At 40.6% G+C, this 15,801-nt stretch carries 13 protein-coding genes; 10 read left to right on the top strand and 3 right to left on the bottom strand.

Translation table 11 applies throughout. The features are described 5' to 3' along the window. Positions 1–11 precede the first annotated feature (11 nt). The 3 genes from AOQ70_RS16275 to AOQ70_RS16265 are packed head-to-tail and all read left to right on the top strand — an operon-like array spanning position 12 to position 2,773. Positions 12–1,427: a PTS fructose transporter subunit IIC gene (locus AOQ70_RS16275; RefSeq protein WP_059377358.1), complete on the top strand. Its 1,416-nt coding sequence runs from the start codon at positions 12–14 to the stop codon at positions 1,425–1,427. Positions 1,428–1,442: 15 nt separating this feature from the next. Then, a complete protein-coding gene (locus tag AOQ70_RS16270) occupies positions 1,443–1,901 on the top strand; it encodes a PTS sugar transporter subunit IIA (RefSeq protein WP_059377356.1) in 459 nt (152 codons plus the stop codon). 2 nt (positions 1,902–1,903) lie between these two features. Next, positions 1,904–2,773 (top strand): class II fructose-bisphosphate aldolase, encoded by an 870-nt coding sequence (locus AOQ70_RS16265; RefSeq protein WP_047203423.1) that lies wholly within the window; start codon positions 1,904–1,906, stop codon positions 2,771–2,773. A 38-nt stretch (positions 2,774–2,811) separates the two neighbouring features. On the opposite strand, the gene AOQ70_RS16260 is transcribed toward AOQ70_RS16265, so the two are convergent. Then, entirely contained in the window at positions 2,812–4,332 is a 1,521-nt protein-coding gene (locus tag AOQ70_RS16260) for an MDR family MFS transporter (RefSeq protein WP_059377354.1), read from the bottom strand. Positions 4,333–4,502: 170 nt separating this feature from the next. On the opposite strand from AOQ70_RS16260, the gene AOQ70_RS16255 reads away from it, so the two are divergent. The 7 genes from AOQ70_RS16255 to AOQ70_RS16225 all read left to right on the top strand — a co-directional run bounded on the left by AOQ70_RS16255 (position 4,503) and on the right by AOQ70_RS16225 (position 13,441). Further along, the gene (locus AOQ70_RS16255) at positions 4,503–4,922 is read left to right on the top strand and encodes a MarR family winged helix-turn-helix transcriptional regulator (protein ID WP_059377412.1); all 420 of its coding nucleotides are present in this window, start codon (positions 4,503–4,505) and stop codon (positions 4,920–4,922) included. 356 nt (positions 4,923–5,278) lie between these two features. Continuing rightward, the gene (locus AOQ70_RS16250; protein WP_059377352.1) at positions 5,279–6,883 is read left to right on the top strand and encodes a ribonuclease YeeF family protein; all 1,605 of its coding nucleotides are present in this window, start codon (positions 5,279–5,281) and stop codon (positions 6,881–6,883) included. Positions 6,884–6,885: 2 nt separating this feature from the next. After that, on the top strand, positions 6,886–7,137 hold the full coding sequence (locus AOQ70_RS16245) for a hypothetical protein (protein ID WP_058838376.1): 252 nt from the start codon (positions 6,886–6,888) through the stop codon (positions 7,135–7,137). Between the two features lie 554 nt (positions 7,138–7,691). Further along, positions 7,692–9,569: a beta-glucoside-specific PTS transporter subunit IIABC gene (locus tag AOQ70_RS16240; RefSeq protein ID WP_059377350.1), complete on the top strand. Its 1,878-nt coding sequence runs from the start codon at positions 7,692–7,694 to the stop codon at positions 9,567–9,569. A gap of 35 nt (positions 9,570–9,604) precedes the next feature. Continuing rightward, a complete protein-coding gene (gene licT / locus AOQ70_RS16235) occupies positions 9,605–10,447 on the top strand; it encodes a BglG family transcription antiterminator LicT (RefSeq protein ID WP_059377348.1) in 843 nt (280 codons plus the stop codon). Between the two features lie 18 nt (positions 10,448–10,465). Next, positions 10,466–11,941, top strand: coding sequence for a glycoside hydrolase family 1 protein (locus tag AOQ70_RS16230; protein ID WP_058838379.1), 1,476 nt, complete (start codon positions 10,466–10,468; stop codon positions 11,939–11,941). 306 nt (positions 11,942–12,247) lie between these two features. Further along, positions 12,248–13,441, top strand: coding sequence for an MFS transporter (locus tag AOQ70_RS16225; protein WP_059377345.1), 1,194 nt, complete (start codon positions 12,248–12,250; stop codon positions 13,439–13,441). Positions 13,442–13,482: 41 nt separating this feature from the next. Here the strand turns inward: AOQ70_RS16225 and AOQ70_RS16220 are convergent, their stop codons facing one another. Further along, positions 13,483–14,385, bottom strand: a complete 903-nt coding sequence (locus AOQ70_RS16220) for a shikimate dehydrogenase (protein ID WP_024423990.1) — start codon at positions 14,383–14,385, stop codon at positions 13,483–13,485. A gap of 18 nt (positions 14,386–14,403) precedes the next feature. Beyond that, positions 14,404–15,585 (bottom strand): MFS transporter, encoded by a 1,182-nt coding sequence (locus tag AOQ70_RS16215; protein WP_039182759.1) that lies wholly within the window; start codon positions 15,583–15,585, stop codon positions 14,404–14,406. Positions 15,586–15,801 lie beyond the last annotated feature (216 nt).

Raw genomic sequence — 15,801 nt, 5'->3', positions numbered from 1 at the left:
GGGGAATACACATGAGCCGTAAAAAAATTGTCGCTGCAACCGGCTGTCCAACAGGCATTGCACACACATTTATGGCAGCTGAAGCATTAAAAATCGCTGCTGAGCAACTAGGGGTCGACATCAAAGTCGAAACGCATGGTCAAGTAGGAATTGAAAACGCTTTAACTGATCAAGACATTATGGAAGCAGATGGAGTCATTGTGGCAGCCGACAAAGATGTGCATACAGACCGTTTTCACGGCAAACCACTGATTGAAGTGCCTGTAGCCAAAGGCATTCGCACGCCGACTGAACTGATTCAGAGCATTATCAATGGAGATGCTCCCGTTCATCAAGTGAAAGGAAGAGCTTCTGGAACAGAGAAACCATCTGCTCCTTCATCCTCTCAACAAAAATCGGCAAATAAATGGATACACACCATTTATAAGCACTTAATGAACGGTGTATCACACATGCTGCCATTTGTCGTTGGAGGCGGGGTCTTAATAGCTATTTCCTTCCTATTCGGAATCTACTCTGCTGATCCTCAGCACGAAACGTATCATCCGTTTGCTGCCTATTTGAAAAGCATTGGCGGACTTGGCTTTAGCTTAATGGTACCAATTTTAGCAGCATTTATCGCTGATTCAATTGCAAGACGCCCAGGGATGGTCGTCGGCTTTATAGGAGGGCTCCTTGCAAATGATGGAGGTGCTGGCTTCTTAGGCGGTATAATCGCAGGTTTTGCAGCAGGATATATCATTTTATTGCTTCAATTCTTGCTTCAAAAATTACCAGCATCGCTTGATGGATTAAAATCGATCTTCATCTATCCTGTCATCGGTATTTTCTTAATTGGGGCTGTCATGACCCCGCTATTGGTTCCCATCACAGGGTTAAATAATTCCTTAATGGATTTTCTCTCATCTGTACAATCCACAAATCCGCTGCTTTTAGGCTTAATTGTGGGAGCAATGTGTGGATTTGATATGGGCGGACCATTTAACAAAGCAGCCTATGTTACAGGAACGGCTTTACTTGCACAAGGCAACCTTTACTTTATGGCAGGTGTGTCTGCAGCATGTATCACACCACCACTTATCATTGCGATTGCTACAACCATTTTCCGAAAACATTTCACGCCACAAGAACGAAATGCTGGGGCAATCAACTATATTCTGGGGGCGACACATATTACAGAAGGAGCCATCCCATTTGCGGCAAAAAACCCAGTCGTTGTCCTGCCAATTATCATGTTTGGTTCCGCCATCTCTGCTATATTGACATATTTGTTTGGCGTGCAGGTTCCAGCTCCGCATGGTGGATTCCTTGTCCTTCCAGTTGTCACAGGTGCATTCCAATGGGTGTTTTCCATACTAATCGGATCAATTGTAGGTGCGATTCTATACGGACTTTACCGTAAAAAAATAGACAAACCCGCAGTTTAAGAGGGAGGAAGAGAAATAATGGAACATATCTATATGAATCTTCACGAAACAGCTTCTTCACAGGCTGGCGTGTTCGCAGCCATTGCTGACATTGCCTACAAAGCAGGTATTTGCACCTCACCAGAGGAAGTCAAAAAAGGCTTAGCGGAAAGAGAAGCTCTGAGTACAACCGGTTTTCAAGATGGATTTGCCATTCCGCATACACAAACAGAAGCCATCACGAAACCAGCACTTGTGATCGTCCGCACGGAAACAGGCATTGAATGGGACGCTTTTGATGGGAAGCCTTGCTTTTTCTTCTTATCCTTATTGATTCCTAAAAGTGAAGCAGGTACGACTCATTTAAAGGCTCTTTCTGCCCTTTCACGAGGCTTAATGGATGAAACGAAACGTCAAAAACTGCTGGAAACAAGAACAAATGAAGACATACTGGCTGTATTAGAAACGGATATTTTAACGAGAGAGGATGTTTGATCATGCCTTTACTTTCAACAACACCAATGCTTGAGGCTGCGAAAAAAGAAAAATACGGAATTGTGGCATTCAATGTACACTCCTTTGACAGTATCTATTGGGTACTCGAAACGGCAGCAGAATTAAAGTCACCTGTGATATTGCAAACAACGGTTGGAACGGTTCAATCTCTTGGAGCAAAAGCGATTGCAGATACAGTGAAGGCGGCGGCTGATCAATATCAAATCCCAATTGGTCTTCACCTCGATCATTGCACAGACTTTGATGTGATTCTCACCTGTATCAGGGCCGGATATACATCCGTTATGATCGATGCATCTATGCACTCATATGAAGAAAATGTTCGCCGTACAAAAGAAGTTGTGGACCTCGCATTAAAAGTAGGGGTGAACGTTGAAGCAGAATTAGGCAAGGTAGGTGGTGTCGAAGATGATATCGTCGTTGATGAAAAGGATGCTGAAAAAGCCGTTCCATCAGAATGCCGCCAATTTGTAGAAGAAACTGGGGTGCCCACTTTAGCACCTGCGATTGGTACTGCCCATGGCATTTATAAAGGGGTGCCGGATATAGACTTTGCCCGCATTGAACAAATTGCGGACCTGGTCGATGTACCACTTGTTCTCCACGGTGGTTCTGCTGTACCGGATGAGGATGTGAAGCGATGCGTTGCACTTGGTATGGCAAAGGTGAATGTCTCAACTGAATTGAAAAATGCATACTCCGAGGCCATACGTGATCATTTCTCAAATGAACCTGAAAGCTTAGATCCGCGTATGTATTTACAAAAAGCAAAACAAGCAGCAAAAGACATGGTCCAATCGAAAATACGAATCGTTGGCAGTGAGGGCAAAGCCCATCCGCTATATCAATAAGAAAAAAAGCAGAGCTGCAATTGCTCTGCTTTTTTACATTATTCGTTTTCTTTCATTTCATTTGATGTACGTACTCGTGCATTTCCCATAAATATGACTGTAATCGCCGCAAGTGCAATCGGGAATAAAGCAAGCAAAAATACATACGTAATACTTTGTGACATTGCATCGATGACTTTATTTAAAATATCAGTCGGAATTTGTGAGCGGGCACCTTCTTGGAAAATAGCCTGTGGATCGCCTATTTGAGAAGGGGCTCCTTTCATTCCACTAAAGGCATCAGCTAAACGATTTGTCAGCACATTGGTTTGAATTGTCCCGAAAATCGTGACACCGAGTGTCATCCCAAGTGATCTCATAAAAGAATTGGTCGAGTTTGCACTGCCTCGGTAGCGCGGCTCAAGATCATTCATTGAAGCTGACGGCAGAAGGGAGAAGCTGAACCCTACCCCAAAGCCTGATATCATCATAAAGAGTGTGAGCCACAGTCTTGCTGTATCTGGTGACATATTGGCAAGCAACAGCATCCCAGCGAAAAATGAAATGACAGAGATGGTCATAAGACGTCTGAAAGGCACTTTCGTCTGCATCGTTCCGCCAATCATACTGCCAATGACTGATCCAATCATCATCGGTGTTAAAATAAACCCTGCACTTGTCGCAGATTCACCGTACACCGCCTGCACGAAAATAGGAATAAAGACAGCAAGAATAATGAATGTCCCACCATATAAAAACGCCAAAATTTGAGATGTCGCAAATAATCGATTTTTAAACATCCAAAATGAGATAATCGGTTCCTCAGCTTTACGCTCAACAATAAAGAAGATCGTACCGAACACAAGAAACACAGCAAAAAGTGTGAGGATTTGCACCGAATCCCAAGCATAAGATTTACCGCCAAGCTCAAGGGCGAACATTAAGCTGACAACCGCAACGACAAGCGTAATAGCACCTGACCAGTCGATTTTCTGCTTACGATGTTCAAGCGATTCCTGATAGTATCTGGCGATCAAGAAGACACTGACAATACCGATTGGCACGTTAATATAAAAAACCCAATGCCAGCCGATCGAATCCGTAATAATAGCACCTAAGAGCGGTCCGAGTACACTTGATAAACCAAAGACTGCGCCAAACATACCAGACATTTTTCCGCGCTTTTCAGGGGGGAAGATGTCAAAGATAATCGTAAATGCGATCGGAAGAAGTGCACCGCCTCCAAGCCCTTGAATGGCTCGGTAAATAATGAGCTGATCCATCGTTTGTGCGATACCGCACAGCGCTGATCCAATTAAAAAGAAAATAAGTCCAAACAGAAAAAAACGCTTTCGACCATACATATCAGAAAGCTTTCCGTAAATCGGCATTCCAGCCATTACTGCCACCATATAAGAAGCCGTCACCCAAGCAAATTTATCAAAACTGCCCAAATCTGCTACGATACTTCCCATCGCTGTTGCAACAATGGTATTGTCCATCGCTGCCATAAAAATCCCTAACAGCAAACCGATGACAACAAAGCGAGTGGATGCCTTGCCTTTATCCACATGATTCATTTCATTTACCTCCTGCTTACGTTCTCTCATTATTTTTGCTATGATCAACTTAACCATAAAGTAAGAGAACATTTATCTTGATGATCAAGATAAATTGATTTTAAAGGGAGGAGAACAAGTTGTCAATAAAGAACGAGGCTGAAGACAGAGCAACCCAGATCATCCATACAATGAGGCGCCTCGCCACACGAACCGTTTTATTCCACCAAGCGGCCGCCCAATCACTAGGCCTTTTTCCAACAGATCTCAAATCAGCTGATTTATTAAATGAACTCGGCCCCCTTACAGCAGGAGAACTAAGTGAAAAAACAGGTCTTAGCTCTGGTGCAGTCACAGCTCTCATTGACCGGCTTGAAAAAGCGGGCTACGCCAAAAGAGCAAAGGACCCAAAAGACAAACGAAGAGTTATCATCGTTCCATTAACGGCAGGGAAATCACAGGTGAAAGAACTCTTTCGATCCTTATCAACATCAACGAAGGAACTCACAAATGAATACAAACCAGAAGAATTAGACTTAATTATTCAATTTATAACTGAAGCAGCAGATATCATGGAGCAAGAACTTCAATTGCTTAAGTCTAAATCGTAAAAAGTACACTAATGCGGGTGTGCTTTTTCTAAGTGATTGCCTCGACTAGTGACATCTTCCTTACCATAAAAGTGCTCTATAACTCTTTTTTATAATGGAGTAGCTCAAAAAAATGTTCTATTTAAAAGATTGTTCTAAAAACTACATTATAATTGTTATGACAAAAGTGGAGCTAATGAATTCTATAGTTTGCTTTTCAATTGAAACAATGTTCATTTACATAATCAGTATTGTTTTTGTATCTTAATGCCTATTTAATGATAAACTTTGTATTGGTAAAATTGGCCTTGTCAAAGAATGGGAGGGAGTGAATTCTTCTGGGCAAGATACTTGATGCAAAAGCACTAACAAGTGCCATGGACACAAGGGCAAAACACTATCAGGAACTCCGTGAACAAATGGTAGATTTAAAAAAGGCATTACAAGGTGTTGCCAATCTTGGTGATGATTTTACTGGGAAAGGTGCCGATAACATTAAAAGCTTTTATAAAGAGCTCTCCGGAAATGTAGACATGTTTATCAGCTTCATTGATAAGCAAAAAGCCTTTCATGACGGTGTTTCTGGGACACTTGATGATACGAGCTTTGGCGGCGATACCTTTGTAGAGGAACACTTTTTAGACAACGCAGTACATATGGGCATCAAGAATGCCAAAAGCATTGTAAAGGATCAAAAAAAGGCACTCAAAACGATTTTTCAAGACATTGATGATCTCATTTCTCTAGAAGTATTTGATAGTCAAACCTTTGATGAAAAAATAGAAGATGCGGAAGATGAACGAAAAAAGACAGTCAAAGATTTAAGAGAGCTTGATCAAAATTTAAAAGATGAATATGCTTTGTCAGAGACAGAGCAGCAAGCTACAATGGCATTGTACGCTGAAATGATGAATGCGACAAATGATGGAAAAGCGATTTCGCCTATGAATTTTGACAAGAAAGCGTATCACAATAGCGAAATCTACAAGGCAAAAAGCGATATTGAAAAGCAAACTTCTGAATATCTGAAAATCAAAAAAGAACAAGAAGAAGCCCGAGAGATCGCAAAAGAACAAGAAGCCCTCGCCAACCGTCCTTGGTATGAAAAAGCGCTCGATTACGGTGGAAATATCGTCAATGAACTGACAGGTGTGAACGATGCAAAACGTGCCGCAACAGGTGTTGATCCGATCACAGGCGAGGAACTCACCGCAGGTCAGCGAGTCGCGGCAGGAGGCATGGCAGCAGCCGGTTACATCCCAATCGTTGGCTGGGCAGGACGCATTTTCAAAGGCGGAAAGGCTGTCTATAAAACCACCCAAGCCACATCAGCCGCAGTCAGAGCAGTCGACATCTACAAGACATCACAAAAATCCTTTGACGCCCTGAAAACATCTCAAAAAGGTTTATATGGTCTCACCGCGACCAACGGCTTCAGCGAAGCAATCACAGGCCGCGATATGTTTGGAAATAAGGTCTCGAAAGAACAGCAGGAAGCGAGTATGAACGCGGCACTTGGAATGCTTTTGCCGTTTGGAACAAAAGGATTTAATGGTAAAATAGGATTTAAGAGTGCTGATAGAGTTCAAACAGGTGGTAGGGAACTTTCAATAGATGCATATCTAAAACAACTTGATAAAGCAGAAGAAATGTATGAGTCTTTTAGAAAGACAAAAGCTGATATAAAGCCTATATCTAAGAATACCGGAATGCCCGAACACAGGATACAAAGAATAAAGGAGCATTTATTTATAAAAGAACATATAAAAGAACATGGGGTTGGGCGTTTTGACTCAGATTATCAAATTGCACAAGCCTGGGACAGGTTACAAAAAGGTACTTATAAAAAAAATGATATTGACTTATTAAATCACGAACTTTTTGAATCAAAGTTTGAAGGGATATTCAAGACAGATTACAGGACCGCACATGATAAAACAGTTGAATCTGGGCGTCCTTGGTATCCACCAAAGGAGGAATAAAATTGGCTTCTTATGTTTTATTATTAAAGGAATATGAGGATGAAGAGACTGTAGTTTACAAATTTGGACCTAATGAAGAGATAATGGGTAAAATAGAGTTAAGTAAAATAACTAGGAAGTTTAGAGAGTTAGAGAGCTTACCAGATCAAAATATTCCTAATGAGTTTTATTTTGATCGAGCGGCTCAAAGGTTGGCAGTATGCCTTGTAAGAGAAGGTGGCATATTTCCAGAAAAAACGGCTTTTGAATCTTAGTACTCCAAAAAACCTTGACGGATAATATCCTTTCAAGGTTTTTTCATTAAGGAAATAAAAATTCATTTTGGTTTCAAGGGTAATTAAATAAAAGGGATCGTACTTTAATTGATTGTGTGATAATGGAAGGAAGAAATTTCAAAAGATAAAATATAAGTGTGTAAATCTTATTGGATTCTGAAAAAATGTAACACCTGACTGTTCTAGTTAAAACAATACCTCTCGCCTTCAATATGAATCCTAAAAAGGTACGATTAGATGATATATTAGTGCTCTTTGATCTATATTTAATAAATTTATGATTTGATTTGTAAGAAAAACATTGCTTTTGTGAAGATAATTAATTACTATAAAGATATTAACATGTTAAAAGCGGTTTCATGAAACGATGAAAATTTAAAAATAGAATAATGCGTACATTCAATAAGGCGTGTTACTGTTCGGCAGGCAAGACCTAGATTGGATGGGATATCTGTATTTGTATATTCCCACCCAATCCAGGTCTTTTTTTGTTGCCTGAGCGCCTATAATCAAAAATGAAAGCGGTGACTTTAATGAATCATAAAGACTTAGCTCAAGACATTCTAAAACATATTGGCGGAAGCGAAAATGTTCAAAATGCCATCCACTGTATGACGAGATTAAGGCTGACTTTAAAAGATTCTTCACGCGCAAACTCTGAAGAAATTAGCCGTCTTGATGGCGTCATTCAAGTAGCAGATACAGCAGGTCAGTATCAAATTATTATTGGAAATGATGTGGGTTATGTTTATAAAGAGTTTGCAAAACTGATTGATCAAAATCCGGAAGCAAGCGGACAGATTGTACAGAACAAAGATCATAGCTTGAAAGGATATTTCAATCGTTTTGCCAATTTAATCACTGGCATTTTTGCACCGATCATCCCTGCGATCGCTGGTGCAGGAATGTTGAAGGCTCTATTAATTTTATTGCCGATGCTGAATTTGATGAAAGAAGACAGCCAAACCTATTTGGTATTGAAAATCATCTCAGATGCAGCGTTTTTCTTCTTGCCAATTTTGTTAGCCTATACAAGCTCACAAAAATTTGGCACAAACCCTATGGTATCAATGGCTTTGGCTGGAGTTTTGTTACATCCGAACTTAACAGCCCTGTTTAGCAGTGGTGATCCAGTTGTCTTTGCGGGCATCCCACTAAAAGCTGTTTCTTATGGTGCATCGGTTATTCCGATCATACTCATTGTCTGGCTGATGTCATATGTAGAAAAGCTGGCAGATAAATTATCACCGGGACCTGTCAAAATCTTTATGGTTCCTTTAATTACGATGATTATTGTCGCTCCGATTGGTTTACTGTTTTTAGGGCCGCTCGGTATGTATCTTGGTGCAGGCTTAGCTGCAGGGGTCTTATGGATCCAGCAAACTGCGGGATGGGCAGCTGTTGCTATTTTAGCCGTTTTCTTACCTTTTATCGTCATGTTTGGGATGCAGAAGGTGTTCTATCCAGTTGTTATCGCCTCTCTTGCTTCACCAGGATACGACGCTCTTATCGGAGTGGCTATGCTAGCAGCGAACTTTGCGCAAGGTGGAGGTGCTTTGGCTGTTTCATTTAAAACCAAAGACCCTAAGTTAAAACAAATTGCAATGTCCGGAGGAATTTCTGCTTTATTTGGTATAACAGAACCTGCATTATACGGCGTTCATTTAAAACTTAAGAAAACATTACTCGCATGTATGATTGGAGCAGGGGTTTCAGGTATTTTTGTTGGATTGATTAAGCTAAAGGCGTTTGTCATGGTTTCACCTGGTATTGCAACAATGCCAATCTTTATTGAAAAAGGGACTTCAAACTTTACGTTTGCTATTATTGGTGCAGTCATGGCAGCGGTCATCGCGTTTATTGCTGTTTACATCATCGGCTTTAAAGATGCAGAAACTGAAAACATCGAGAAGAAAAATGAGCCTGTCACCACATCAGAAAGCACAAGAAATCGTGAAGTCATTTATGCACCGATGAAAGGAGACATCATTCCTTTAGCCAGAGTGAATGATAAAGTATTCTCTGAAGAAGTGATGGGGAAAGGGGCAGCAATTCAACCTAGTGAAGGGAAAGTATTTGCTCCTTTTGATGGACAAGTAGAAATGATTTTCCATACAAATCATGCCATTGGTTTAAAATCCAACCTTGGTGTGGAAGTTCTGATTCATATTGGTATTGATACTGTAAACTTAAATGGACAATATTTTACTTCACATGTTCAAAAAGGTGATACAGTGAAACAAGGTCAACTTCTGATTGAATTTGATCAACAGAATATACAAAAGGCTGGCTATGATACAACAACACCAGTCATTATTACAAATACAGCTGATTATTTAGAAATTTTACCCCAAGAGGGAAAAACGAATCCTGTTTCTGGTCATCAGCAGCCACTTTTAACGGTCTTATAAATCGATTTTGAATGTATCCAGGAAGGTGATATGGTATGGAAATTATAAAAGTGCTGAATACCAGTGTGGTTCTCGCTAAAAGAGATGACGGTAAGGAAATCATCGTAATGGGTAAGGCGATTGGATTTAAAAATAAGCCAGGCAGTCTTATTCAAGAGTCTGATATTCAAAAGATCTATGTGCTAGAAGATCAAAGCACGTCTAATGATTTAGCTGAGCTTATGAGGGAGACCCCAGAGGAATTTTTAATCATGACAGATGAGATTATATCCTATGCGAAGCGCCGTTTATCTACACACTTAAATGAGCATCTTTATATTTCTTTAACCGATCACCTTTTCATGGCTACGAAGCGCTTTAAGGAAAATTTAACGATACAAAATCGCCTGCTGTGGGAAGTGAAGAAATTTTACCCCGAAGAATTCAGTATTGGTCTGCATGCACTAGAGCTGATTGAAAAACAGTTAGGCATTCAGCTGCCTGAAGAAGAAGCGGCGAATATTGCATTTCATCTAGTAAATGCGCAGCAGACCAAAGATAATTTAAATCAAATCGTGATGATGACTAATATGGTCAAAGACATTTTAAATATTATCAAAATGCATTATAAGATCGACATTCCGACAGATACGATTAATTACTCCAGGTTTTTAACACATTTACAGTTCTTTGTTCAGCGTTTGCTGGAGAACAAAATGCTTGAAACAGATGATCACGATCTAATTGATCAAATCATGAGGAAGTATCCTGAAGAAGTAAAATGTGTGGAGAAAATCGAGAAATATATTAAAACAAGTGTGGATTACACGATTTCCAGTGACGAAAAAATGTATTTAATTATTCATGTCAATCGAGTGGTTCAAAGAAATAACGCATAGTCTTGAGGAGGAAGAAACATGTCTAATCAAATCAGGAAATTTCCAGAAGGATTTTTATGGGGAGGCGCCATCGCGGCAAACCAAGCAGAAGGCGCATGGAATGTAGACGGAAAAGGGCTATCGACTGCTGATGTGGCGATCTTTAAAAAAGGTCTCAGTAAGTCTGATTATAAAAAGCACAACAAAGTGGATGAAGAACAAATTCAGCAAGCGATGCGTGCAGATACCGCTGAAGGTTATCCGAAACGAAGAGGTGTAGACTTTTATCATCGTTATCCTGAAGATATGGCGCTGTTCAAAGAAATGGGATTGAAGACGTTACGTGTCTCGATTGCATGGACACGTATTTTTCCAAACGGTGATGAAGAAGAGCCAAATGAAGCGGGATTATTATTTTACGACCGCCTATTCGATGAGATGAAGAAACATGATATTGAACCACTCGTTACGTTATCTCATTATGAAATGCCGCTATACTTAGTGAATCAATATGGAGGATGGTCTCATCGCATTGTCGTTGATTTCTTTGTGAAATTTAGTCGAGTTGTATTTGATCGATATAAAGATAAAGTCAAGTATTGGCTGACTTTCAATGAAATTGATAGTATTGTCCGACATCCATTTACAAGTGGTGGAATCGTTTCAGAGCGCTTTGACAATGTAGAACAGGCAGTTTATCAAGCATTGCATCATCAATTTGTTGCAAGTGCTTTGGCCGTTAAATATTGTCATGAAATGATCCCAGGGGCAAAAATAGGGTGTATGCTGACGAAATTAACAACATATCCGTATTCTTGTAATCCAAAGGATGTTCTGAAGGCATCAAAGAACAATCAGTTTAATATGTTTTTCACAGATGTACAGGTGCGTGGTGAGTATCCGCGTTTTATCAATCGACTGTTTAAAGAAAAAAATATTCACATTGAGAAACAGCTGGGAGATGACGAATTATTAAAGGTGCATACGGTTGATTTTATTTCATTCAGTTACTACAATTCCTTGGTTGCTACTGAAAATAGTGAAGGCATGGAAACTGTCAGCGGCAATACAATAGGTGGAGTGAAAAACCCATATTTAGAAGTGAGTGAATGGGGCTGGCAGATCGACCCGATTGGAATTCGTATCTCTTTAAATGACTTATACGATCGCTATCAACTACCACTATTTATAGTTGAGAATGGATTAGGTGCATACGACAAGGTGGAAGATGGAAAGATAAATGATGATTATCGGATTAGCTATCATGAGCAGCATTTCCAGCAGATGCTGGAAGCCATTGAGGATGGAGTCGAATTAATAGGTTACACCAGCTGGGGAATTCTTGATTTAATTAGTTACTCGTCATCTGAAATGGAAAAGCGATATGGGTTTATCCATGTTGATCAAGATAACGATGGAAACGGAACGTTAAATCGAACACCTAAAAAAAGCTTTTACTGGTATCAAGAAGTCATTCGTCAAAATGGGTTGAAAATGAACGATGAACAGAAATGAGACATCAGTTAAGGAGTGGCAGCTAACCACTCCTTTTTTCGATCGATGGTGTCATACGCTTGATCGGTGAATTCCCCTCAAATTTAAGCAATTCACTATCTTTACCTTTCTCATTCGTATAAAATAAGAGCAGTGAAAAATTGAAGAAATGCTTGATACATGAAGGGCGTGTAAGCTGTGAGCTGCATGACATGATGAGATGTATGAACGTGAAGGCTGCAAAGCTGTTCTTCCTCACATATGAGATCTTGTAAGCGTAACCATTATTTGTCACTTCATTGCGATGGTGTTGAGGGGTGTGTCAGGATGAGGAATCCGTATGTGAGAACGGCTTCTAGTCTGTATATTAATTACTTTTTATTAGGTATGGTCAATATTATTTTGGCTTCAAATATGCCATTTTTAATCAAACAATTAGATACCAATAGTGCGGGAATTAGTTATATGATTTCGGCGCTTGGCATTGGCAGGGTGCTCACGTATGGTTTATCAGGCGTACTGTCAGATCGTTTTGGGCGAAAGCCGGTCATTTTGGTTTCTGGTGTGCTGATGGCGGTGTTCCTCATCGGAATCCCATTGTCACCGAATTATCAAATCGCGTTTGCGTTTGCGATTTTGGCAGGGGTCGCGAATTCGGCAATGGATGCAGGAACGTATCCTGCGTTAATGGAGGCTTTTCCGCAAAACTCGGGATCTGCGAATGTGATGGTGAAGGCCTTTATCTCCATTGGGGCAACCATTTTGCCACTGGCGATTTACTTTTTAGCAGAGCATGATTTGTTTTATGGAATTTCATTTTTTGTTCCTGCTCTGATCTATCTTGTGAATGTCTTGATGCTGTGGACCTTGCCATTTCCGAATCATCGCAAGGTGGAGCAAGTCCAGGTAACGGAGCATGATGGACTTCCGCGCTTCTCGACAGAGCCTACATTTTGGAGGGAAGGGATCGCACTCATTTTAATCAGCTTTACATCAAATGGGCTGTATGCGCTGCCGCAAATTTGGCTTCCTACGTACGGTGAGGCCATCTTGGGGATGGCATCGGGCAGTGCTGTGAAACTGCTCAGTTACTATAGCATGGGCGGGCTGCTGTCTGTTGTGTTGCTCGCGTTTCTTTTGCGCCGTTTTGTCCGTCCGGTCACTGTACTGCTGATTTATCCAATCATTACACTTGTTTCTATTTGTGTACTCTTGGTCGTGAAATCGCCAGTCATAGGAACCGTCAATGCTTTTGTATTAGGGTTTTCAACAGCAGGAGTTTTTCAGCTGACGTTAACTGTGATGGCTGAATTCTTCTGGAAAAACAAAGGGACGATGACAGGGATTATCTCCACAGCAGGCGGCGTGTCGGCTATCGTCATCCCGGTCGTAACAGGGTTAATTCAGAGTCACGCGTCCATTTTACAAATCTTTATGTTCGATGCAGTGGTGGCTGTTGCGGCCATTATCGGCGCACTGTATATCCTGTATCGCTACCGTCAAGTTATGGTACATGATTAAAAAAAGACGACCTCCGCTTAGGAAGTCGTCTTTTTTTTGTTTTAGAAACGGTCATTTTCAAAAAGAATTTGTTTTACTTGATCAACTGGCATATCTTCACCAGTAAAGAGTTTGTAAGCAAGTGCTCCTTGCCATAACATCATTCCAAGACCGTTAATCGTTTTGGCGCCAGCTTCCTGTGCTTGTGCAAGAAGCTTTGTTTTTTGCGGGTTGTATACGACATCTGTCACGATCAAATCTTCACGAAGTACATCAAGTGTATCATCGATAATGCTGAGTTGATCTAGTGGTTTCATGCCAAGGCTTGTCCCGTTTGCCAGGATCGCACTTTCTGCTACTTCACGGCGGAACGCGTCTTTGTCTTCAAGTGGGAAAATGTTTGCTTTGACACCGAAAGATTTCATTTCGTTGTTGATGTAATTTACATTTTCTTCTGCTTGAACAAAGTATTGGTCATTACGAGCAAAAATACTAATTTCACGAATACCGGACTGTGCAAGCTGAATCGCAATCGGAGTTGCCGCGCCGCCAGAGCCAACAAGTGTGACTTTTTTGCCGGCTAATTCAACGCCATGCTCAATCAAGTTTCTCACATATCCAAGACCATCTGTGTTGTAGCCGATGAGCTTACCATCTTTGTTTACTACAGTGTTACTTGCACGTGTATATCTTGCAGAATCATCTAGTTCGTCTAAGTAATCTAGTACTTTCATTTTGTTCGGCATAGAGACGTTAAATCCAGCTGCACCCATTGCTTTCATACCGTTTACGGCTGCTTCTAGTTCATCATTCCCTACTTCAAATGCGAGGTAAGCATAGTTGATACCTGTTAGTGTATAGCCAAGGTTATGCATACGTGGTGAAAGGCTGTGTCCGATTGGTGTAGCAAGAAGACCGACTAATTTTGTTTTTCCATCAATATTTCGTTCATGTATGTTTGTCATGATTGACATCTCCTTTAGTTATCTAAATAATTTTTTCATGCGTCCAAGAACAAAGACCGCTAGTAATACGCTAATAACCGCAATGATCATATCGAAGAATAACGTCATTTTAATATCGTACGTGCTGACCAGCCCACTTGTAATGAGCGGCACGAGAATAAACGCTGAGCTTGCCGCAATGTTGACATAGGATGAAGCCGTTGCTTTGTTTGTCGGGAACAATTTCATCATGATACTCATCGCAAGCTGGAAGATCCCTGCTGTAAATAATCCTAAGAAAAATGTGCTGACAATGACAATGCTGTACGTTTCGATTTGGAATAATGAAAGCATCGCAAGGAACGCACCAATTGGATAAATGATTGCCACCATAATTGGTGAAATGAATTTATCTAAGACGATCGAAAGCAAGAGAACAGATACGAGTGCACCAATACTAAAATAAGATAGAAGCTGTGTGGCTTGTCCTGTGCCAAGTCCGATTAATTTTAACCCGAGCTGCGGAAGCCATGTCTGCCATACGACAAACAATGCAGTCGACGTGAATCCCATCAGTACAACAGCTAAGCCTTCGCCAAGCATTTTTGGTTCTTCCTTCAGCTGGTCTTGTACTGGAAGAGCGTCTTGTGAAGAAACTTGCTTATGGTTCGGAAATGGCATAAAGATTAAGTAAATTCCTACAAGTAAATAAAGAAGCCCTAGTCCAAAGAACGCCCAGCCCCAGAAGATGTCATGTGCCACTAGGTACGCCAAGATAAATGGAAGAACAGTCGCCCCAATGGATACAGACGCTTTTACTAAAACAGAAGCCGAACTTGCTTTTTTCGGAAATGACTCTGTCAAAGCAGGGTAGGTTCCTGAATCAAGCAGTGAGTTGGCAATACCTGCTGAAATCGCAAAGATAAATGCCAGTGTATAACTCGTTGTCGTTGGAATACCGATTAAGAATAATAAGTAAAGAAAATTTCCTGTAATAATGACAGGCTTACGTCCCCAGCTATCGGCTAACCGACCTGAGAAAAAGAGAGCAATGAGTTTACCAATTCCGATCGCCGATACAAGCAAGCTGATTTTCGGAATATCTACATGGTAGCGCTCAGATAAGCTGTCCATGTTGGAAGCTACAATAATATTGATCATGCCAAGCATGAAGTAGTTTAAATACATGCCAAGTGACGATTTAATATAAGGATTTTTCATGTTCCCACTCCTATATTTGAAACCCCTTTAAGGTCAAATTCTTTGTATACCCTTTGTTATTGTTTCCTTCAAAATGAATAATATGAAGCCCATCACAACACCCCTTATTGATGAAAAATAATGAATATACATCTGTTCTTCAATCAAGTACATCGTTCTACTAAAATGTAAAAAATAATAACAGCCTTGATTAGGAAGTGAAACTTCATGATTTGA

It is taken from the genome of Bacillus sp. AM 13(2015) (genome assembly GCF_001518755.1).
Taxonomy (GTDB): Bacteria; Bacillota; Bacilli; order Bacillales; family Bacillaceae; genus Bacillus; species Bacillus safensis.
This window is presented reverse-complemented; position numbering and strand designations above follow the sequence as displayed.